The organism is Bradyrhizobium sp. AZCC 1678, assembly GCF_036924765.1.
GTDB classification, from domain to species: domain Bacteria; phylum Pseudomonadota; class Alphaproteobacteria; order Rhizobiales; family Xanthobacteraceae; genus Bradyrhizobium; species Bradyrhizobium algeriense.
The window spans coordinates 7205599-7228031 of sequence record NZ_JAZHSE010000001.1; the positions used below are offsets into that span (position 1 = coordinate 7205599).

10 protein-coding genes and 1 pseudogene are annotated in these 22433 nt (G+C 60.7%); 4 read left to right on the forward strand and 7 right to left on the reverse strand.

Going from position 1 to position 22433, the window contains the following annotated elements; genetic code table 11:
* Positions 1 to 19 precede the first annotated feature (19 nt).
* The gene (locus V1294_RS34320; RefSeq protein WP_334503536.1) at positions 20 to 1147 is read left to right on the forward strand and encodes a hypothetical protein; all 1128 of its coding nucleotides are present in this window, start codon (positions 20 to 22) and stop codon (positions 1145 to 1147) included.
* Between the two features lie 1246 nt (positions 1148 to 2393).
* Entirely contained in the window at positions 2394 to 3566 is a 1173-nt protein-coding gene (locus V1294_RS34325; protein WP_334503538.1) for an LLM class flavin-dependent oxidoreductase, read from the forward strand.
* Between the two features lie 276 nt (positions 3567 to 3842).
* On the opposite strand, the gene V1294_RS34330 is transcribed toward V1294_RS34325, so the two are convergent.
* From V1294_RS34330 to V1294_RS34355, 6 genes and pseudogenes are all read right to left on the reverse strand, one after another.
* Positions 3843 to 4430, reverse strand: coding sequence for a hypothetical protein (locus V1294_RS34330; RefSeq protein WP_334503540.1), 588 nt, complete (start codon positions 4428 to 4430; stop codon positions 3843 to 3845).
* Complete coding sequence (locus V1294_RS34335; protein WP_334503542.1) at positions 4411 to 4665, reverse strand: hypothetical protein; 255 nt, start codon at positions 4663 to 4665, stop codon at positions 4411 to 4413. Before V1294_RS34335 ends, V1294_RS34330 begins: the two co-directional genes overlap by 20 nt.
* 211 nt (positions 4666 to 4876) lie before the next feature.
* On the reverse strand, positions 4877 to 5149 hold the full coding sequence (locus tag V1294_RS34340) for a hypothetical protein (RefSeq protein WP_334503544.1): 273 nt from the start codon (positions 5147 to 5149) through the stop codon (positions 4877 to 4879).
* A gap of 138 nt (positions 5150 to 5287) precedes the next feature.
* Positions 5288 to 12820 (reverse strand): SpvB/TcaC N-terminal domain-containing protein, encoded by a 7533-nt coding sequence (locus V1294_RS34345; RefSeq protein ID WP_334503546.1) that lies wholly within the window; start codon positions 12818 to 12820, stop codon positions 5288 to 5290.
* A gap of 37 nt (positions 12821 to 12857) precedes the next feature.
* Positions 12858 to 17543: a hypothetical protein gene (locus V1294_RS34350; protein ID WP_334503547.1), complete on the reverse strand. Its 4686-nt coding sequence runs from the start codon at positions 17541 to 17543 to the stop codon at positions 12858 to 12860.
* A gap of 213 nt (positions 17544 to 17756) precedes the next feature.
* Positions 17757 to 17939 (reverse strand): annotated as a pseudogene (locus V1294_RS34355) (IS256 family transposase); the annotation flags it as partial.
* Positions 17940 to 18130: 191 nt separating this feature from the next.
* Here V1294_RS34355 and V1294_RS34360 point away from each other — a divergent pair.
* Positions 18131 to 18358: a hypothetical protein gene (locus V1294_RS34360; protein WP_334503548.1), complete on the forward strand. Its 228-nt coding sequence runs from the start codon at positions 18131 to 18133 to the stop codon at positions 18356 to 18358.
* Positions 18359 to 18599: 241 nt separating this feature from the next.
* Here the strand turns inward: V1294_RS34360 and V1294_RS34365 are convergent, their stop codons facing one another.
* Positions 18600 to 19619 (reverse strand): hypothetical protein, encoded by a 1020-nt coding sequence (locus tag V1294_RS34365; RefSeq protein WP_334503550.1) that lies wholly within the window; start codon positions 19617 to 19619, stop codon positions 18600 to 18602.
* 983 nt (positions 19620 to 20602) lie between these two features.
* Between V1294_RS34365 and V1294_RS34370 the strand changes: the two genes are divergently transcribed.
* Complete coding sequence (locus V1294_RS34370) at positions 20603 to 22270, forward strand: recombinase family protein (RefSeq protein ID WP_334503552.1); 1668 nt, start codon at positions 20603 to 20605, stop codon at positions 22268 to 22270.
* The last annotated feature ends 163 nt before the right edge of the window (positions 22271 to 22433 follow it).

A 22433-nucleotide genomic window follows, 5' to 3' on the forward strand; every position in this document is an offset into this window, starting at 1 on the left:
CCGAGAAGGAATAAGCACAATGAGCCAGATGATATCCGATCAATATCTTCAGTATCTCCCCAAAGGCGACCGTTCGGCTTTGCAGGAGAAAATTTATAAGGATGATGGGATAGAGGGCCGAGGCCTGAGTCCAAAATATCTTAGCAAGCTGGCGGAGTTGCTGGATCCCGATAATCGCGAGGGACAATGGTGGCGAGACGTTCTTGCCGATCGGGATGTCATCATCGCTGTGCGACGCGACAGCCTCAATGTCTACCATCGTGGTGGGTCCATATTTTTGGCGGAGCTGCGTGATGGCCGTATCGTGCCGAAGACGCATGCCAAATATTTGGTTCGGCAGGAGCAAGCTCACGCCGAGATGAATCCCGACCTTTCCTTCGCCGGCCCCGTCGGTGGCACCGTGTGGAAGAGTTACAAGGGACCGGCGACCTTGAAAGACATGCTGAAGGCAGCCGCTGCCCTCGCAGGACCCGAAAAATTTGGACTCCACAATCTGATCAAGAATAGCCCTGACATCATCGATGTCGAGATCGCATTGGATGGTTCGACGGCGGCGCCAGTTGAGGCAACTACCGTCGAAGAGCAGACTGAGATAGGCGAGGCGATTGAAGCGGCGGAAGCAGCGACCGACCTTACTTTGGGGTCGTCTGATAAATCGGGCAAAGACAACCGGCTCGACGTTGCCACCTTGAAGGATCGCAACGGCAGCATCCATCTTGTGTTTCACGAGGCCAAACATTTCGGCAACAAGGAGCTGAGAGCCAAAAGAAGGGCAAAGGGGGACGCCAAACGGTCGGACCCGAAGGTGCTTGAGCAAATCGACCGGTACGCCACAACGCTCAAGACGCATGAAACCCGATTGGTGTCAGAGTACGCAGCACTATGCCGCTCGCTGCTGATTATCGATGCCATGCGCCAGTCTGTCCTCGGCAACTGCCAAGCGTTAGATTCTGATTCTCTCATCAAAAGGGTCGCTCTAGGAGAGTCGCTAAAAGTGGATCTCGAACCGCGCCTTATCATCTTCGGCTTCGACGACGATCAAAAGAAGGGTACGGTTTGGAAGCCTCACCTAGAACTTCTGAAGAAACGCCTGGGGCGCCGCTTCCACGCGATCGGTAAGACGAGCGACAGTTGTATTAGGTCGTGATCAAAGGGATGGACGATCAATTGATCCACGTGGACGAAAGCGGCCCTAAAGCAGGGACGCCTTCGCCCGCGGTCGGCATCTTCTGGCTCATACCCTCTGCGGGGAAGACTGTACTTTTTGCGCAACAGAGCGCCCTGAGGAACGCCGAGTCATATGGCAATTGCCTGACCCATCCGGTTGGTCACTACGAGCTTTGGGAACGTCTCCGGGCCTTGCCGTTCCTCACTTTGAAAACGCGGCCTGCCGGTCGAGATTAAATCGACCGAGTACGAACACTATCCCCGCGGCCGCGTCGTCTACGAAAAACCTTCGGAGACCTTCGTCATCTATGCCGATGCCAGACTTCACGTGCCGGAAGTAGTCTCGAAGATCATGCAGGCCTTTCAACTTGAAGGACAGACAAACGTAAACGTCAAATCAGATTCTCACTATCGCACGAGGTAATCTTCGTCGCCGGGCAAAGCAGATGCCCGGTGCGAGGGAGCGCTGATGAATCTTGCCGAAGACAATTGGACGCCGCAACAGCATGGGTCAGACGGCTGTGTTCTAACTGCACTTCTTCTCCGGTCTGCCCAGGTGTTGGCGTTCGGGATGGCTTCACCCCCGGGTCAGCATCTTCTGGTCCATACCTTCCGCAGGGAAGACAGTCCGTTTCACACAACAGAGCAGCGGCGTACGCGGACGAATCGTTCAGTGTGGGCCGAATCGCCGCCGTGAGTGTCAATCGCTTGCAGATTTGCCCCTCATCGGCGTCAAATTTTGACCCCTTGAGCGGCGGGGTTTGGCGATAGCACTCGTCTCGTCGGAGCTGGCCCGGATTGGAGACGAGACGAGCGCGGGGTTGCGTGATCGTCGTCGCGGCATGGACCCGTCTCGCGAAGAGACTCGCTGATGTTGATGACGTCCTCAAGGATCGCCTCAAAATGCAGATGAGTACCAGGTGGCGCGCCACGGCCGAAGAAGATGGGCACTACTGCTTCGCCGTGGCGCTATGATGCTATAGTCGATTGCGCGCTCCAACCGAGTCGGGTTGCGGGTACAGCAAAATCATTCATGTCAGCTGGCTCGACCAAACCGCTGCCGCCATCGACAATACACGACCTGGTGGCGCAGGGCCCCTCACCTGACTGATGTCTTTTCGAGGAATACGCGAAACGCCTGCGCGCAAACCCGCCTTGTTCCGGTCAAAGAAGCGGAGAACTATCCCAACGAGAAAGACCACATAACAAACCGCGGAGGATCGTCCATGAACCGCCTGCGCTTCGGTATCTTTCTTGCGCCCTTTCACAAGCCCGGCATCAACCCCACGCTCGCGCTGCGAGGCGATCTCGAGCTGATCCAGTGGCTCGACCGCTGCGGCTATGATGAGGCCTGGCTCGGCGAGCACCATTCGGCGGGAACCGAGTTGTCGGCCTCACCTGAAATCATGATCGCCGCGGCCGCCGAGCGAACCCGTCACATCAAGCTCGGCACCGGCGTCATCAGCGTGTCCTATCACAACCCGCTGTGGGTGGCTGAACGCATCGTGCTGCTCGACCATCTGACTCAAGGGCGTGCTATGCTCGGTCTCGGTCCGGGCTCGCTGCCGACCGACGGCATCATGATCGGCTTGCAGCAGAGCCAGACCCGCGGGCTGCTGGAAGACGGGATGGGCATCATCACGAAGCTTCTCACCAGCGACGAGCCGGTAACGTTCAAGAACGATCGCTGGGATTTGCGCGACGCGCGGCTGCATCTGCGCCCCTACTCCAATCCGCTGTTCGACGTGGCGGTCGCGGCGGTCGCCTCTCCGACCGGCGCGAAGCTCGCCGGCCGGCATGGTGCCGGCATGCTCTCGGTCGGGGCCACCACCGCCGCCGGCTTCGACGCGCTGGCGCTGCACTGGGACGTGCTGACGACAGAAGCGAAGGCGCACGGCAAGACCGCGGACCGCAGCAAGTGGCGGCTCGTCGGTTTGTGCCATATCGCAGAAACCAAGGAGCAGGCGTATCGCGACGTCGAGTACGGCATCGAGCACTGGTTCCGCTACTTCCAGCAGGTCGCAGCGTTTCCGCAAATGGCTGTGGTCGGCAACTCGGTCAGCGAGATGATCGAGTTCATCAACGGCTCCGGTCTCGGCGCCATCGGCACGGCGGACACCTGCGCCGCGCAGATCGAGCGGCTGTGGCAGCAGTCGAATGGCGGGTTCGGCGCGTATCTCCTGCTCGCGCACAACTGGGCCAATCCGGTGGCGACGCAGCGCTCGTACGAGCTGATCGCGCGCGAGGTGATGCCGCAATTCCAGGGCCACGCCCAAGCAACCCTCGATGCCGCGCGCCGCGCCAAGAATGTGCGTGAGAATCTTGCGGCAGCACAGGCCCAGGCCGTGGAGGACGCGAGAGCGCGCTACGGCGCGGAGGTCGCCAAGCGAGGCGGCTGAGGTTCGCGCATCTTCACGTCGACTGAAGAGCCAGCGCCGCCGCGGTCGCGCAGCAGAAGATGAGCGGCATAGCTGCGGCGACGAAGTGCGGCATTCACACAAAATCGTACAGTGGCGCGCCACTCAGAATAAAACTGCGAACTCTTATGTGATTGAGATTGCTATCTAATTCCTTCGCCTACGGAAGGTATTAGGCGCTGAGGGAGCGACACTGTCAAGTTCGTTCATCGGGAGTTCGACGCGAAAGCTATGAGGTCTCGGTCACGCACCGCAGGCTCACTGAGAACCAGTCCCGTTGAGTTTGTCGATCATAGCGAGCGCGCCACGGCCAACCGCGTCAACCTGATCCCGCGTCAGGACATATTGCGGAGTATACCGGATTCCGGCCGGGTCCATAGAAGCCATCCGGCATGCCAATAAGCCTTTGCCCTTGCCGATTTCCTTAGCGATGTATTTCGACAGCAACCGCGGACTACCGGCATCTGCTGTTCGACAGACCGACACGTCTGCGAGCCAATCGCCATAGACGGTCCACGCGTGACCATTCCAGTCGATATTCGATTCTGAGAATGCCCTTTTGCCGTCGAACTCGCCGTCTTCTCCGAAGATGCGCTTGTCACCGATGTAGAGCGAACCAGCGACGACATACACGCGCTGCGACCCGAGCTTTTCCAGCGCGAGCGAATACAGGCCGCTCATCAATGCGCACAGGCCCGGCATGCGACCGGGAAAGACTTTCAACACTTTCATTGCGGCTTCGTGCAGCACGAGCTTGTCAGCCTCACCGACCTCGAACTTGCTCCACGCATCAGCCGCCGCAACATCGAATGACGCCGTTATCAGATCACGTAAATCCCCAGGCATTGCGAGTTGCCCCGCTAGATGTGTCATCCAGCGTAGCAATACCATTTACGGGAAGAATGGAATAGCCGCCTGAGCCAAAGCACTGACCGCAGCGCAAACCGCAGCAATCGCACTCCACCTCGATTGTCTCTGAACGATGCGGCAAATCAGGCACGCGTACCAACGCCGAGATGAGCCAAAACAGAGCAGCCAAAACCGCGCCACCTACATTTGCAATAGCCAAATACACGCGCATTCCTACTTCCTCTGACGCTTAGAACTCGCCTTTTTCTTCGCGGGATTGAGGCTCAAAGCTCGCTTCACGGCATTGTCCGTGATCTCGCTGATACGGCGGATTAGCCGATCTTGTTCAGCTCTGTTTTTTGCATCCCCAAGCTGGCCGCGGAGCGATCGCGCCAGATCACCGGCCGCTTCCGTGTAGTCCAAGGGGCAGCGATGGGGGCGCGCTAGTGAAACCCGTTCGCCGCCCGATGCAGGGCTAAGTTTGCCCGGTGCGCGTCACGCAGTCCGGAAAGCGGCGAGACCTCGCGGAGGTTGAGCGCTCTTCGGGCCATCGCGCTCAGCTGCGGGCTCTCCAAAACCGAGCCGTCGTCGGCAAAACTGACAAGCCCGCGACTAAACGCGGCGTTCCACAGGGCGGGAGCAACACCGTTATGCACGTCGAGACGCTGTTCGTCGGTGCAATTGGCGCACGGGACAATACGGGACGCCCGCAGCAATCCCGGTTGATCTCCGTCGGCGGACGACGACCGGTCCAGTAGTCCATCAAGGCATCGCGAAAAAGACATCCTGGCCGATGCGTTGAACTACCAGCCGCTCGGCTTCGTTTGTGCGGCGAAGGGCGGCGGACAGTGCTGCTACTTGAGCCGTTCAACGGTCCATTTCTTGTCCGACTGAATGTACCTGTCCATCTGGGACGCGATGTTTTCGATTTCGGAGGCTGTTGGATTTTTCAACCCCTTCAGTTGTTTCTGCCAGAGCTCGTGCGCATATAGATGGAAGCTCTGCCCGAGTCCCGTATGAATGTTCTCTCGCGCCTCGCGATCTGTGATCACGATCAGATTGTCGAGCCGGTTTGGATCGAGGTGCGGTTGCAGGTGGGCAAATTCGAGTGGAATCCGATGATGGACATCGCTCCCGTAGGGCAGGCGCTTGCCCCCTCTTGCCTTCTCCGCGATCGCTCTTGCTTCCGCTCGAAGTTTGTCCTTCTCCGCGGACGTCAACTTGCCGGTGACGTAGTAATGGGGTTTGGCCGGCCGCTTGCCTTGCGGATCGTGGTGTCCTCCGCCGGAGCCCTTACCTTTTATGACCTTCTTGCCGACTTTCAGCGCCGTGTCGATCGCCTTGTCCGCGAGCGTGTTGATCGTCAGGTTCTCGCCGGCCTGGAAGAGACCGCTTTCGCGCGCATCGCCGATGAACTGGTAGCCGCGGTATCCGAGCACCAGCCACTTGGGACCAAACCCCCAGCTGAGTGCCGTGCCAGCCCAGCCCGCGACCGTGGAGGTCCAATGCTCTTCTTCCTTGGGGGCGGAACCGGTTACGGAGATGACTTCCGTCGTCGACGGCAGCCAACCTTCGAACGTAACCGTCGGCTGGATGCGCGTCACCGCCCGAAGGCCGTGATGCACTACACGCTCGCGCTTGTAGAGCCAGAACGACCATATGTCGAACCTAGTTTCTTCCGTCTCCCATTGGGATTCAAGCTGCGTGACGGGTCGGTCTTCGTAGATCGTCACGTAGTTCCAAACATCACCGGATTCGTTCGTGTAGGTCCAGTGACCGTTTTCCCATTTGATTTCGTTCAGCCCGGTCCACGCCTCCGATTCATTGCCGGTGCGATCCACCAATGCGATAGGGTTGTCTCGACAGAAGGCGTAGAGATTCGGGCCGTCCTTGATGCCGGATGGATCGCACGTCGTCCACCTGCCGAGCCACGCCGCGTAGTACCGCGCACCGTGATGATTCAGGCCGCTCTCTTCATCCCGTTCCATCCCCGCATATCGGCACCGCTTCGACCTGACCTCTGCCACCGTTCGCCCCGCCTGATATGACGTACTGCCGTATGGGTAATACTCTTCGTAAGAAATGATCTGCCCGGTGTCATCCAACTCCAACGATGCCGAACCGAGATGGTTGCAGAGTTGGTACCGAATGAGTCGTGCCGGTGAGCCGTCTTCCCCTCGCGTGCGCGTCTCGACACATGCGATCCGCTGCTTGTGATCCATCACATGCAACGTCTCTCGCTCCAGCGTGACGCCGGTTCCCGTGCCATCGTATTCGCGATACACCTCGAACCCGTCGAGGTAGGTGCGTTCGCTCTTGCGGGTACCGTTCTGCCGCTCGGTGAGCTTGCGCACACGCTGGCCGGTCGCGTCATACACATAATAGGTGGTCTCCGGCGTCCCTTCATTCACCACCTGCCGCGAGGTCACTCGTAGCTGATCCTTGAAGTCCCACTGCAGCAACGACAGATGCGGCATGGAAGTCATGTTGCCGTGCGCATCGTGCGAGTACACCTCGGTTGGACTTGAACCGACGGTCGTGCTGCTCAAACGGTTGCTCGCCCTGCTCGGTTCGATGAGACTCGCTTCGTTGTGCGTATAGCTTCGCGTCCAATTTCCGGCGGGCGCCAGATGAATCAGCTGCAGGAAATTGCCGACTGGATCGTATTCATACCTTTCGATGTAGCGACGCATGGCCTGTCCGTCACCAGGGTGCGGCAAGCGCACCCTGAAGCGATCGTCCCAGGTGCTCTGGGGTTGCGCGGCTTGCCCGATATGCTCCCGACCCGCTGCTGTGATCAGACGGTAGGTGGCGTCATACGTGTAGTTGCCCTCGGGCGTGACCACCTGATTGTCGAAGAAGATGATCCGCTGTGCGTCGTCCCGGATCGACGTGATGTTCTCGCCCGGGTCATATGCGTAGCTCAGGTCTTGCAAGCGCGCGGGATCCGTCGTACGGGTGCTATTGAGGTTGATCAAGCGGAAGGTCAAGGCATCGTAGGCATACTCGATCTTCACGCCGTTGCCATACTCGATGCGCGTGCGTTGACCCTTGGCGTTGTAATCGATGTTGGTCACGAACGGTGTGGCCGTCTGCGCTCCGCACAGATCGACGTCCACCTTCTCCAGCAGATTGGCTTCATTGAAAGTCGGGCGATAGACGCTGCGGTCCGGCGAGGTCACCGTCAGCGGGCGATTCAGGGCATCGTAGGTCGTACTGCTGATGAAGACCTCCGGCTCCAATTCCGGATTATCGGACCAATCGAGCGTGGTCTTGTAATCTTTGGCCAACTGCCTGCTGTTTTTGAGCAAATTGCGCTTGAAGTCGTAGTCTTCGGTGGTGACGACTCCAGCTTGGTCGAAGAGCCGAACGACCTTGCCACGCTGGTTCCGGGCTTCGGGGTCAGGTTGGCTTTCTCCATAGACGGTGCGGCCGATAAGGCGCTCTGGTGCCGCACCCTCACGCAAGAAAGTTTCGACCGGGCGGCGGTGTACATCGTAGACCGTGCGGAACTGATGACCGCGGCTGTCCCACGCACGAATCGGTTGACCTGCGACGTCGTTGAGCATCCAGCGCTCGCCCGCCTCCATGCTCGTGTGGTGAATGCGCGCGCCCAGCATGGCGTAGTCGCAGCGCATGACCACGCGGTCAAGAGCATCGATCACCTCGCGCTGGTTGCCCTCGATGTCGAGGACGACGCGCGTCGCATACTTTTCTTCGACGCTTGCGCCGTTGCGCTCGAACCGGTTGTGCGCAATGGTGAGGAAAGATCGCCCGAGCGAATCCGCGTGCGCGACCGAAGGTGTACCTGCGTGCTCCGCGGTTTTCGCGGCAGCGTCCTGCTCTTCTTCCCCGAGCGCGCCGTCCTGCCGCTGTGCGTACCAGGTGGGGAGATATTCGGTGTCGGCCAAACCTTGGAGGAACCTGCCCACGTCGGAATCCGTCCGGGGATCGGTGATCAGGACCGTGTCGTTGACGTCCCACCTCTCCTGCCGCCAGGAATCGAACACGACTTTTTCCCAGGTGTGATCGGCGTGCAGGGTCGCTACCACGCGCTCGACCGGATCGTAAAAGAGCGTGGGGCTCACTCCTGCCTGGTTGGCGAAACGGAATTCATGCGTATCGTCGAAGAACGGTTCGTATCGTTTGACCGGTTTCCCCTTGTTGTTGAAAATCGTCCACCCATTTCCGACCCAGCGCGGGCTGACCGAAGCGCCGCCTTCGACGAGTGGCCCGGGCTCGGCCTGGATCTTTTTTTGGATCTCGCGCCCGAAGCCGTCGGAGTAGCTCACGCCAACCTGTACCTTCAGCCCGCCCGGGGGAAGTGGGTCTGTCGCGTGGGTTTCGCGGCCGAGAGTGACCGTCAGGATCGGTTGTTGCGCCGCGCGATACCGGTCCAGGTCGTACACGAAGCGGCTGGTGGCCTCGCCCAGAAGGAGGGCGGCGCTACTCAGTGGATCGGCGAGGAAGGCTTCGCGCTGCGCCGCTGTCAGGTCCGGTGCAAAACCTGCGAGCGAATCGCCCAGGTTTTCGGTCGCCTTGCCCATCGCTGCGGTCCCCACCAGCAGTCCCAACGTGTCGAAAGCCACCTCGGCGCGGTTGCCGTTGGGATCGGTCACACGGAAAGGCTGGAGCAGGCGGTAGTCGTGCTGGGCGACGACCTGATTGCCGAGTGGGTCGGTCGTCCGCCTGATCAACAAGTCGTACGCATCGTAAGCGATCAAGGCGGTATTGCCGAAGGGGTCGCGCGTACGCCGCGCGGTGAAGAAATGACGGCGCGCGAAGGCAAGCTCTTCAGCGGGTGTGTGGAACGCGTTCGGTGAGAGAAAGACCAGTCCCGAAGGAATCCACCAGTCAGCGTCGTCCTCTGCGTGGACATAGCCGCCTTCGGTCAGCATCGGGTCCGCGACGCGAGCGCCGTAGACTTGTGCCAACAGTCCCGGTGTAAACGCCAGCGTGTAGCTCTCGCCCGGGAGCGCGAGCGATTCGAGCGAGCCATGTGGAAGCAGATCGGCCAGGTCGTCTTTGCGATAGCGCGTGCGGACGTGTTTGATCAGGCGCTTTTGCTCCTGAACGAGGTCGCCGGTTTGTTCGTATTTGATCTCGAGTGCATCGTCGAGCCGCGCGAAATCGTTTGTCGTCCATTCATCGAGACTAAATCGCGGCGCATCGTTTGCTGGCCTGAATCCGGTCAGCTCATAGTTGCGCGTTTCACTCGGTAGGGGCGTCCGGTAGTTGTTCGGGTCCAGGACGGGGTCGTCGATCCCGTTCGTGTATCTGTTTTCGGTGTAGGTGACGAGCGTCCGGGTCTGCTTGTCCCGATCCGCCTGCGTTGGGAGGATGGGATCGGGCCGGCGGCGGCCGTAGGAAATGGCGAGCGACCGCAACGCATTGCCGAAGTCATCCACTTCTAGGGTCAGGGTATGGTTGATGCGCGGATCGGCTGGATTTCGCTCGTACTGGTAGCTCAGGCTCTCCATCGGATGGCTGAGATACACGCCGTGGTTGCCACCGACGCTGGGCTGCAATTGCGTGACCCGATGGCGTGTTTCGGTCACCTGGTAAGGGTGCTCGGCCTTCGCGCTTCCGTCGTGTGCATAAACTTCTGTTCGCAGCACGGCCCCGCGCAACGCGCGGTAGGCCTCCTGTGGCGTTTCTCCCGACTCGACTTCGTGCTCCGCGACAGCGTAGGCCTCCGCGTCCCCTTGATAGAACTCCTTGCGAAATTCGTCCGTCAGCTCGCGATAGCTGAAATTTCGGTCAGGGTCGAAGTAGATGCCGGTGTGGAACCAGGAGCGGGTCTCGACGGGAGGAACGTGATACGTCGAGACGGCATTGGTGAAAGACTCCGCACCGACGTGCAGGCCGGCTTGTGTGAAATCGTCGAAGGTCTCCGTATCGAACTGGTCTACCCGCCCGAAGCCGCGGAACTCCCGCTCCCGTCCATCGAAATAGCCGTGATGATACTTGTAGGTCGTGACAAGCTTCGTCTTGCTGATGTGGTCAATAACCTCCACCTTGTCGACGAGCTGCACCGGGAACGGCAGTCTGGTCAGCCACGGCGTGCCGTTTGACTCATCTTCGAGGAAGTAACGAGTCGAAGGCGCATAGCTCACCCGCGTGGTCGCTCCCATGTTGTTGCTCATCTCGGTGAGCACGTAGGGCTTGATGCCGCCGCAGAGGTCAAGCGCCTTGTAGTTTCCTTCCGGCATGTCGGCAAAGTCGTAGCTCCAGAGAAGCGTGGCCGTACCGGTGCCGAAGAAGTCCGCAAGCTGGACCGAGTCGGCGTCGCTCGCGGTCGGGGCTCCCAGAATGGTCTCTGTCTCACTCCATCGGTTGCCCGACTGGTTGAACCAGAAACGCACGCGGTCGAAATCGACATACACGAGGTCGGCGCATCCCGTGCCGTTCAGGTCGGCGAGAAAGATGCGCTGGGGATCGAAGTCAGTTCCGAGCCGGGGCGCGTTCCCCATCGTGATGCGTTTGCCGAAGTGGCCATAGCCGAGGTTCGGCCAATAGTCGATGCGGCCGTTGTGAATCAGGACGATGTCGTTCAGCCCGCTTCCTGTCATGTCGGCCAGACGGACTCTGCCCGCGGGATCTTTGAAAAAGACGTCGGGGAATCGATCCAGATCCCGTTTGCGCGGGATGTACGCCGGCGGTGCAAACCCTTTTTCGCCCAGGCACTGGAACCACAGGAAGTGATCCTCTCGCGTCATCAGCGCGTCCGCGAGGCCGTCTCCGGTGAGGTCCGTCAGGCGCACGTCGGGATCCGCCAGGTCGAAGCTGGGAAATGCCTCGTAGGGCCTGAACGTCTGCCAGGTTCCGCTCGGCGTCGTTTCGAAAAATCCGGGTAGCGGACCGAAATGCACCAGAAGGTCGGCCTGACCATCGCCGCCCATGTCGCCGAATCCCACGCCGGGCTGGCCGAGCGCGACGCCGGCCGGGATCTGGGGCAGGAATCGGGGGCGGTCCAGGCGCCCGCTGCCGAGGTTCCTCCAGTATCGGAACCCGCCGGGGGTGCCATGGAGCACATCCGGCAACCCGTCGCCGAACAGGTCGACCACGGCAACGTTCGGGTCGTTGAGCGCCAGCGGCGGCATGTCGTTGCCCTGCGCGGCGAGAGATTGGTAGCGCTGCTCGTGCGGCCTGAACTGGGAATAGGCGAACGTCACCGGCGGCATGCCGGCCGATTGATAACCGGCCGTCGCGTCCTTGCTGTAACCGCGCACTGTGACTGCCGTGAGGAAAGAGAGCAGGGTATCCGGGTCGTCGTGATAGTCGAAATCCGTCGACCGCACGAGTGTGGGTCCGCCGAGCTCCGCGAAGTGGTGGAACATCAGGACCCGGCGGCAGCGGCGGAGGGTTCGAATTTCAAATCGTCCGCGGAAGTCGGAAAAGCGATCCGCCCGGATCGGAACAGGATTCTGCTCCGTGGAAACGGACGGATCCTGACCGAACAGCTCCTGTTGTTGCGCCGGTAAAGGGTCAGGGTGGGGTTCTTTCGTCGGAAGGTCCCAGTCGCCGTAGTCGAAGATCACTTCGAACGCAAATCGGCGTCCACCGCGCTCGTGGCCGACAGGTGTCCCGTCGGGATACGTAACGGCCTGCCCCTGCTCATCGAGGAGCGGATCAGGCAGACTTCCGTAGTAGATACGGCGAATGTAAAGCTGGGTCGCCTTGCGATTCTGCTCGAAGATCTCGTCCAGGCCGAGGTCCCCATCCTCGTTGCTGTAGAGCTTGGGGTTGTCTCTTGCGTATTCGTACAGCACGTGATTGCCGGTCACGTCGAACATTTCCTGCAGGAGCCATTGGTGGACGCGTCGTTCATCGTCCGGGTCGGCGATGCGGGAGAAGGCACTGGCTCCGTAGATGCTGGTCACGTTGTCCTTCGTGATCACGCGCCAGTGCATTTCGTCGGTATCGTCGTTGCGCCACTGCTCGATGCGTGCGAAGAGTCCCTCGGTACGCGGACGGTAGCGGTACACGGTGTACGGCGGCCGAATGATCGGATCCTCGGGCCTCCAGGCATCCTCGCCGCTATCGGGATTGACCGCCTTTTTCAGGCAGGGCACGAGGTCTTCTGCGCCCGACATAACAAAGAGGTCGGTGTCGTCGTATTGCGGAAGGCCTCTTTCGGTTTTGCGGGTAATGCGCGGGATCGTGAGCTGCCACCCTATCCCAAACGAGCCGTTTCCATTTCCTGAGCTGTATTGGAGAGAGAGCGTCGGCCCGAATCCATTGCGGCCGGGGGAGACCGCTATAGGGACGGAGTAGTTGCCGGTTCCGCTGAACAGGTTCGGCTGAAATGTTTCGCCGATCCCCTTGAGTGCGCCGCCACCCTTGGGCAGGCTTATTGCATTCTGTGCTGCGTCCGACTTGCTCATGCGTCAGCTCATGCCATCCGATGCAACGTAACGGGCGTTACACGTCGTGAACCGGGTACTCGAGCGCCAGCAGCGCGTCGCCCAGCTCACCAAGGTCGTATTGCAGGACATCCGCCGTCGACACGCTCACGACGGCGGGGTTGATGTCGAGCGGCAGATCAAACGTCCACGTATCGGCGGGCGCCAACGTGCCGGACGCGAACACATGTTGACCGAACGCGTTCAAGGCGGTCGTTGTCTCCTCGCCGGTTTGCGGATCGAACGTTCGATTGCTTGCGACGCGCAGACCGTCTACGGTGATATTGACGTTGGGGACATACCGCTGACGACTGTAGAACCGGCCTTGCAATTGGCGTGCGGCAAGGAATCGCAGCACATGGCGCTTTGGCGCCTCGCCCGCTGGCGGAATATCGAGGGTGAACGTGACGGGACCTGGAGCTGCATCCGCTGCAACGCCATCGACTCGCCACGTCACGAACGGCGGCGGTTCGCCCGCGGCGACCTGCGCTGAAGGCTGCAGCTTGAGCTTGCCGGCATCGATCGAGGTCTGCAAATCGGGGATCACGATCAGCGGCGGCAGCACCGGGTGCTGGCGCGATACGACGATCGTGGCGCGATACTCGGCCAGCCGACTGTTGTGTGCGATCCGCAGCGTCAATTCGTAGCGGCCGGGTCGCGCATACCGATGCGGCAATGCGCTGCTATCCTGAATCCCTGAGCCGTCGCCGAAGTCCAAGGTGACGACCGCACCGCTCGGTGTGTTCAGTTGCGCCGCAAGTTCGAGGCCGCTCGTGGTGAGCGTAACGCTCGGCAGGATCGTCACCACGCGAATAGATCCGTCGACCTGCACTTCCAGCTCGACCGGATAAGAACACATTAGGCGGCCGAGCGCGGGCCGTTTCGCGGACGGTGACATCACGACGGCCAGATTGCGCAACTCGCCGGGTGAACCGCGCAACGCGAGGACATCGGGCGTGACGTCCCAATCCATTCTTCCGGCTCGATTGAAAGCGTAGAACGCATCGGGAAAAGTCAGATGCGCGGAGAGCCAGGTGTCCGTGGCACTGATCTTGCGCGGCGCAGTTTCGATCGCCTGGCGCAATGCGGAATCGTAGTATCCGGCGAGCGTGAATGTCACCAGCAGATCCGCCAGCGTGCCTGGCACGATGCGGTTCTCCCTCATCGAGAGATCGACCCGCCAGGAACTTGCCCCGGCGAGTCCCTCAAATGCGCCACGCTGATTCGAAATAAAGAACGACGGGAGGCCAACCAGGTCCTGGCGCGTGAGCCCGGAAAACACCGCTGTCTCGGGCCCGGTGACACGCGCTTTCACCGGCCACTGCGTTTGCAAGCCGATGAGCCAATCTGCGGCGAGCGTTTCGGCGAGTGACAGGATTTCATCACCGGTCTGCGCGTCAGCCTGCGATTTGAGCCTGACGTAGCCGCTGCCGAGCTGCGTCAATTCCAGGCTGAAGCGCGTTCCGTCCATGAGCGCGATCGGCATTACCTCGACCGAGGAGACGCGCAGATTGAAAAGTCCTGGAAAGCGCCGTTCGAGTTGCTCGAGGCGCAGACTGAACGTCGTGTGCCCGATGTCGCGCAGCTCCTGCAGCGCGTCCGGGAACTCGCGCGCCAGCGATAGAACGTAGCGGACCTGCTGCTGGCGCTGCTGCTGGCCGATGATCAAGTCGTTCTCGAGCGTATCGAGATCGCGCAGCAGGAAATCGCCGGCGAGCATGTCACCGAGGTCGCTCACGTCGTAATCGAAGCGGATCACATTGATGCGCTTGTCGAGCTCGAATTCGTATGCCTGCTCGGCCAGGAATGCTGTCTCGATGCCGTAGCGAAGGTACGTGTCGGCAACATGCCGAATGGCGGCCGAGAGCCGATACCAAAGTTCCGCGTTCAGTGTGCGGTTGCGCAGGAAGCTCAAACTTTGCACGGCGAATTCGTGGCGAAGCACGGCCGCGGCACGCTGCATTCCTGCGACCATTACGCCCACTTCGGCCGCCGCAAGCTGCCGGTCGGCAACAGTGGCCGCCTGGTCGGCCTCCGCCACCGCGAGCTCGAGATTCTGCTCTTCGACACCCCGTTGCGCATCGGCAAGGAGCTGCTGTTTGCGGTTCGAGATCGCGCCTCCGGTAAATAAATCTCCGACGCCGGTGAGAACGGCATTCAATCCGGGAATGTTATTCGCAATGTCGGACAAAAACTCCAGCGGATCGGGCCCCGTCGTGCCGAACAGGCTGTCGGCGTACTCGTCGAATTTCTGGTACCTGTCCAACCGCGTTTGAGCATGGTCCGCCGCCATGCTTGAAAGCTCGGCGCTTTCCTTCGCCGCTTCGAGCTCGGCCTTGACCTGCTCCACGCGCGCAGTTTCCGTGCGCACATTGCATTTCTCCATCTCCACGCTCTGTGCGACGGTCAGCTCCTGGAACTCTTCGCGTTCGGCGTTGCCGAGAAAGTTGAGATACTCGCGTTGCGCATTCTTGGCATGCTCGACGAAGTACCGCGCGCGATCGAGCAGGAACTGAAAGCGCCAGGGCGGCACGAAGTCGTCCCTGTACCCCAGGTAGTTGAGTCCCGATTCCATCTGCAGCAACCGTGCGCGTGCCTCGATGATCAGTGCGTAGATCACGGGGTTGGTCTCGAGCAGCGTCGTGGGTGTTTCGCCCCCTTGTGCCGGTGGCTCGAACCTCAGCAGCGACTCGTGTGGCCGGGTGCGCCGATCGGGGTCCGGATAAAGCCCTTTCCGCGGTACGAGCGTTTCGATCGTCAGCTTCTTGCCGACCAGCGCAAACGCTTCGCGATCGGCGTCGGTCATGGGCGGAAGGCTGCCGGGCCTGGCTTCCGCGACAGCGATCGGATGAAAGGTGCGCTGCATCAGATCGCTCAGCTCTGTCTGCATGGTCGCGAGACCCGCATTGACGCGATTCACGTATTGGCCTTGATCCTCGAAATTGACCAGCACGCCTTGATAGGTTTCCGCGGCTTCCAGCCCCTGGTATTTGAGCGAGCCGTCGGGATTGGTTGCCGGGCTGTTGGCGAGCGCTCGCGATTTATATTGGGCGTCCGCCTTGTCGCGCAGAATCTGCGCCTTGAGGATCTTGACGAATGGCTTCTCGATGACTTCGGAGAGGATGCCGAATTGACTGTGCCGGCGCAGCATCCCGTTGCACTGACTGATCGCCTTGTCGAAATGACGCCGCAGGCGATTCGCTTCGGCGATCGCAAGAGGACAGAACACGAGCGCAATCGCCAGTAGCGGCGCATCGATTTTCTCCTCGACCTTCTCGCCGGAGGTCTGCAGGCTCTTCAGAATGCTCATCTGGATCAACAGCCGCGCCAGCGCCGTCGCAAAGTCGGTTGCCTCGCCGTAATTCGGAAGCGGCGTCGCGAACTCGTATGCCAGGGGCACGACGTTCGGACGTCGCCAATCGTGCTTGTACAGCTCCTCGAGCGTCACCGTCATGTACCGCTCGCGGAAGAAGGTCCAGATGTTTCGCGTGAGCGGTGCGAAACGAATCAATTCGCTCGCCAGGGCTTGAAGCGCGTTGTCGAGCTGCTGCGCGGGCGTGATATCGGAGCCCGATTCGTCCGGCGGAGACGGTAGCGACAGATCGAGGCTGTCGTAGCGACTCACAAAGTAATCGACAATTGCACGCTGGCAATCTTCGTAGTTGCGCACCGCGCTCGCGTACTTGCTGTGCTCCATGTCGGCATTGCCCTGGTTCCAGAGCAGCAAGCTCGCGAGGGCCTTGCCGCCGTCGATCGCGCGCTCCTTCAGATCGTCCAGCACGACTTGCGGAATGCCGAGGCTCACCCAGGTGGTGACGACTTCGCTGTTGTTGGCGAGCGCAGAGAGCACTTGCTGCATGCCGCGCAGCGCGTCCGGGTCGGCGAGCGTGTAGCGATACGTATAGAAGTTGCATGGCCAGGACAGCCATGGAGCATCCGCCGACTCCGGATCCAGCAGCGGCATAAGGACGTGTCGGACCGGCGGATAATCGCGTGCCTTGTTCGCTGCTTCCAGCGCGGCCGGGTAATGCCCCACCATCACCTCATAGCGCGCGAGCCAATAGTGGAGGCCTTTCGACTCCGGCATCCGTGCTGCTGCGTCTTTCAGATCGGCCCGCAGGCGAGGACTGTTGCCTTCGAGCATGAACGTCGCTTGCGCGGCGATGAGGTGCAGGCGCGCATCGGGTCGCAGTGGCGTGCCGAGCACCTCGCGCGCGGTTTCACGTCGCAGACGAATGCCGTCACGAGCGGCCTTTGCCGCAGCATGCCAGCGGCGTTGCGCACCTTCGAGTATGGCCATTCGCGCGCTGTTCTTGCTCAATGCGACAACGAGCCGCCGCTTCAGCTTCGCCGTGTACGGCTCGCGCGCAGGGGGAATCGGTTGCGCGTCCGTGTCGCTGCCGGTGCGGCCGGACTCGAGCTCCTGTAACCGCGCGGACGCGTAGTCGTGCCACGTACGTAACGCCTTCAGATACAGACGGCGCCTGACCCCAGGGCTCAAGCGTCGCTCGCGGCCGCGCCGTTCCTGCGGCAATTGCGTGAGCTCTGCAGCAGCCAATGTGCGCAGCTCGGCACGACGATTGGTAAGGGCGAGCACGTGTTCGAGATACGCATCGGGCTCGCGCGGAGGCGGCGTAACGGCCAGCGGGATCGGCGGCTTTGCCGGTTTGCCGGCGATGTTGGGCGTTTTCGGACCTGTGGGCATCGCAATCCTCTGTGGACCGCTTGCGCTTCTGGCCTTATTGGACTAAAGTTTCATCAAGCGATCGTCGTGCGGTGTAACGAATGAATTCTGTACGGCGCCAACGCTTCCTGACCAAACCCCTTCAGCATCGAGAGAGGTAACGCTTCTCAACGAGCTGTAGGGGTTTCCCATTTGTTCGGCGCGCCAGGAGCTATTTGGTGACGGCCTGAAGGATCAGTCGGCGGCAGTTTGGGGCTGAGAGTCGGTCGGCTTGGCGGCGACCTCGAGCCCGTCCATAAACTTCACACGTTCGATGATCTTTCGCAACTGGTTATGGCCGTCGAGACGCCGCCAGCTCTTTCGTGCGCCCTCGACCAACTTGAACACCATGGCGAGCGCGGTCTTGCTCGAGAGGCACGGATGGTCCTGTGCCGCATGCGGACCACCCAAGGGCAGACCAATATCTATCCCGGCAATTGCTGCGGGGGCTCAGTGGGTGCCAAGGACGGCAAGCTATTCTTGTCTTCCCAGCTGCGCGGCCGTTCCTCACCTGCGATAATGACAAATTCGCCTACGTCTCGAACAAACCCTGCCCGCAATCGAAGGCCGTGACCATCGCTGCGATCATCAGCGACCGAACCATGATCAACGAGCAGGGCCTCGTCCAGAATGCCGAGGAGGTGGTGCAGGCTATCATCGAGTACCCTACACCGCTGCTCACCGATGAGGGTCTCGATGAGGATGAGGATCTGGACAGGCAGGAAGGAAAGTTTTCCACTTGGCGAGGTCCACTGGGAGGTCCCCTACCATGTGAACCACTGCCAGATGCTGAATAAATCTTTGATTTCGCTGGCGCGCCACGGTCGATGAAGATGGGCACTATTGCTTCGCCGTGGTGCTATGATGCCGCAGCCGCCGACGCGATCCGGCCAGATAACGTCCGACGGCCTGCGATCTTGCGCTACGCCTCATGGGCGGCTGTGTCGCGATTTCGCAGGTGGTCAGGTTACCCTTCGATGCCGGCCCTTTCGATCAATCGCGGGATGAGCCAAAAAAAGCGACGTACCTTGACGCGAGTCAATGCGGGTTCTTTTCAGGTGTTTTCACCGCGTCTCTGAGGATATACGGAAGCACGTCACGGCCGTGAGGCCCGATTTGGCCGAGCGTTTTGTTGTAGCGCGCCCATCCAGCATAAGTCACAGTCGTAAGAAGCCCAGCTGCGGTCGCGATCTGCAAGGGCGTCGTCAAATCGATTAATATTACCTCAGTGCGGCGATAGAGCGTCGCTCCGCTAGTATTGGAGATCTCGAGTCGATTGACGACCGGGGGCCCGGGTTGAAGGGACCAAGGACGTTGGAAGATGGTCGTGCCCTTTTGGACGTGCCGGTACGAGATTGTCGCGGTCGCCTCCTCTAGATGACCATCACCTTCCATCAAACACTCGCCGCCAGCGATGCGGGCTCGCACTCGGTCTTCAGGCGTGTCGCCTCGCGTTAGGGGAAAGTCCGTCGTCCACCTCACATCAAAATTTAGGTTTGGACGGTCGGGACAAACCTCGCGCCGCTCGATCCAGAAGGCGGCTGTTGACCCGTAGGCCGGGTCTACGGCAATCACGCGTGCGACCGACGAGTTAAATAGAAGCCGCACGCAAAGCGTTTCACAAAAGGGCTTTTTCTTTGGCCAATTGTAATTCCCATCCATGACGAGAGCGACCGTCTCCGGTAGGACAATCGGTTCGTCAGGCTCCCGATCGCTGTCCCGCAGGCGCTGAGCGACCTCCTCAGCCCGCATGTTGTTCAGATACGGTATCAGCACCGCTGGAACTGCGATGATCGCCGCGCTGAAAGCAGGGACGACGAACCGAAGCAAGCCTGCCTGTGCACGCCTTGCGATTGGCGTTTGTTGTATTGCGGCGCGCGTGCTCCACCAGAGCAGTGAGTACACAAAAAGTGAGGGTGCGACCCAAAAGAAAATGCCGGGAACAACCCCAAGAAAGAGGCCAAACAGCGCAATAGGTGGCCATGCAATCACGACTAGCGTGGCTACGCCTAACAGACCGATATAGATCGCAAAGGGTCGGCTCATCGTAAGAATCATCGACAACTTATGGGCGAGCATCCTCTTCTAGTTGCTTAGAAGTTCCTTTCAAATTGTATGGACCGATTAGGAAGGCAAGATAAAAGCGGGTACGGCCCGCTCGCCCTGGTCGCCAGCAGGCCCTTGTCTGCACATTGGTTTTGGAGGTGGCGCATGGCTGGCACGGAAAGGGGAGGTACTGGCGCCTTATTCAGAAAACCGATCGGCATCAAGGCTCCGAGCGCCAGCCGGCGTACTCTGTCGCCCTGAAGGGCTGGGTCGATCGATCCAAGCCATGATCGCTTGCCCGAGCACTGCCGGCCCGGCGTCAGCCGGTCATGGCTCGCGCTCCGCGCGACCGGCTCCGCCCGGCTTGCGGCCTTGACCGGCTGCCGACGAGCCGGCTCTTTGCCGCCAAGCGACCATGGCTTGCTGTGCGCGAGAGTATCTGCGCCAAGGTCGAAAGGAAGCAGACCGGATCGACACGAAAATGATCGTTGCTGGTCATCTTGACCGCCGCAGGGTGTCAAAAGCTTTGCACCCACAGCGCATTGGTAAAAATGACAGGTTGTGCCGGATACCGCGCAATGTTACCCGTCATTGGAATTTGCTGCTGTTTCCGCCCCAACCGACAGCGCGCACCTTGCGTGCTTTTATCCTGCCTTGAGCGGCTGGGCTCTCTCGCAGCGCTGTAGCGTGACATGGCGTAGACATCGGCCGTTCTGTGGATCAGACAAGATTGCCACAGTGGCGCCATGGCTCCCCCTCACAAATCGAAACCAGGGCGTCGGCTGAACGGCGCGCCACTTGACGATCTGTACGACTATGCGCGTGCGCCCGCGCGTCCTGGTCGGCGACGACCGACGCGCGATTCGGTGACATGGACGGCGACAGACGACTGGCCGAAGGACGTGCCGGTGACCGAAGCCGAGATCGATGTCTTCGAAGCCTGGTTCGGTGATCTGTTCGACGAGTTGTTTGGAAAAGAATGAGGGGACATCACCATGCCTGCGACGGTTCGGGCGGCGCTCTACCTGCGGGTCTCGACGGGACGGCAAGCCGACAGTGATCTCTCGATCCCGGACCAGCATCGCCAGGCGAGGGGCTATTGCACATCGCGCGGCTGGGAGATCGTCGCTGATTATGTCGAGCCCGGCATGTCCGCAACCGACGATCGGCGACCGGAGTTCCAGCGCATGATCGACGTGGCGACGGCCAAGCCGCCGGCGTTCGATGTGATCCTTGTCCATAGCTTCAGCCGCTTCTTCCGCGACCAGTTCCAGCTTGAGTTTTACGTCCGCCGGCTTGCCAAGAACGGCGTGCGTCTGGTGTCGATCACGCAGGAGCTCGGTGACGATCCGATGAGCAACATGATCCGCCAAATCATGGCGCTGTTCGACGAATATCAGTCCAAGGAGAACGCCAAGCACACGCTGCGGGCGATGAAGGAGAACGCGCGGCAAGGCTTCTGGAACGGCGCACTGCCGCCGATCGGCTACCGCATCGTGGAAGCTGCCGAGCAGCGCGGCCATCGCACCAAGAAGACGCTGGAGGTTGATCCCATCCAGGCCGAAACGGTGCGGCTGATCTTCCGCCTGGCGCGCGAGGGAAACGGCTCGTCGGGGCCAATGGGCGTCAAATCGATTGCCAAGCATCTAAATGAATCTGGCAACCGAACCCGCGACGGCGGCCGCTGGGGCGTTGACGCCGTGCACAAGGTGCTGACGCGAACGACGTATATCGGCCGCCACCGCTTCAACACCAAGCATTGGAAAACGCGCGAGCGCAAAGCGGAGGCCGAGGTGGTCGAAATGGCAGTGCCGCCGATCATCGACAATGCCGAATTTGAGGCCGTGCAGACGCTGCTCAAGTCGCGCAGCCCGGCACTCTCCGCGCCGCGCGTCGTCAGCGGCCCGACCCTCCTTACCGGCATCTGCTTCTGTGCCGCGTGTGGTGGCGCGATGACGCTGAGGACCGGGAAGAGCGGAAGATACAGGTATTACACTTGCTGCACCAAGGCCCGACAGGGCGAAACCGGCTGCAAGGGCCGCAGCGTTCCGATGGAAAAGCTCGATAGCGTTGTAGCCGAGCACATCGAGCGCCGCCTTTTGCAGCCCAAACGTCTCGAGGAAGTCCTATCGGCCGTCCTCCATCGCCGGAAAGAACGCGCCGAACGCCGGACGACGCATATCGCCGAATTGCGCAAGCGTGCGGCCGAAGCAGAAGCCAAGCTCAAGCGGCTCTACGACGCGATCGAGAATGGCATCGCCGACGTCTCCGATCCGCTGCTCAAGGAGCGCGTGACCGAGCTCAACGCGGTCCGCGACCAAGCCCGCGCTGACGCAGAGCGTGCCGAGCGTGCGCTGGATCGGGCCGGGCCGGGCATCACACCGCAGGCGCTCAAGACCTTCGCGAGCCAGGCTCGCAGGCGGATGCGGACCGAATCGGGCGGCTACCGCCGCGACCATCTCCGCGCCTTGGCCCAACGCATCGAGGTGGACGCGAAAGAGGTTCGCATCATGGGGTCGAAAAGCGCGCTCTTACGCACGCTCGTCGCCGCATCAAGCGCAAAAACGGCAGGTTTTGGAGTGCCCAGTTTTGTACCGAAGTGGCGCGCCCGAAGAGATTCGAACTCCTGCCCCCAGATTCGTAGTCTGGGGCGGGCACTTTGAGATCGTCCGCCAAGGCGCATCTGATCACGACTTATTCCGCAGCGCGACCGCAGCAGAATCACGGTCCAGTCCTCGATTCCGGGGCTCCCGGTTTCTCGAACAGCGTCGTGCTTTGGCCGGTGACCTGCATTGGCATGCAAGATTGGAGATGCCCCCATCCCTT

Bases quoted from the DNA above. Each gene is read 5' to 3' on its own strand.
- V1294_RS34335 (WP_334503542.1), bottom strand. From the start codon at position 4,665: ATGCGCGTGTATTTGGCTATTGCAAATGTAGGTGGCGCGGTTTTGGCT.
- V1294_RS34330 (WP_334503540.1), bottom strand. From the start codon at position 4,430: ATGCCTGGGGATTTACGTGATCTGATAACGGCGTCATTCGATGTTGCG.
- V1294_RS34370 (WP_334503552.1), top strand. From the start codon at position 20,603: ATGCCTGCGACGGTTCGGGCGGCGCTCTACCTGCGGGTCTCGACGGGA.
- V1294_RS34320 (WP_334503536.1), top strand. From the start codon at position 20: ATGAGCCAGATGATATCCGATCAATATCTTCAGTATCTCCCCAAAGGC.
- V1294_RS34365 (WP_334503550.1), bottom strand. From the start codon at position 19,619: ATGATTCTTACGATGAGCCGACCCTTTGCGATCTATATCGGTCTGTTA.
- V1294_RS34325 (WP_334503538.1), top strand. From the start codon at position 2,394: ATGAACCGCCTGCGCTTCGGTATCTTTCTTGCGCCCTTTCACAAGCCC.
- V1294_RS34345 (WP_334503546.1), bottom strand. From the start codon at position 12,820: ATGAGCAAGTCGGACGCAGCACAGAATGCAATAAGCCTGCCCAAGGGT.
- V1294_RS34350 (WP_334503547.1), bottom strand. From the start codon at position 17,543: ATGCCCACAGGTCCGAAAACGCCCAACATCGCCGGCAAACCGGCAAAG.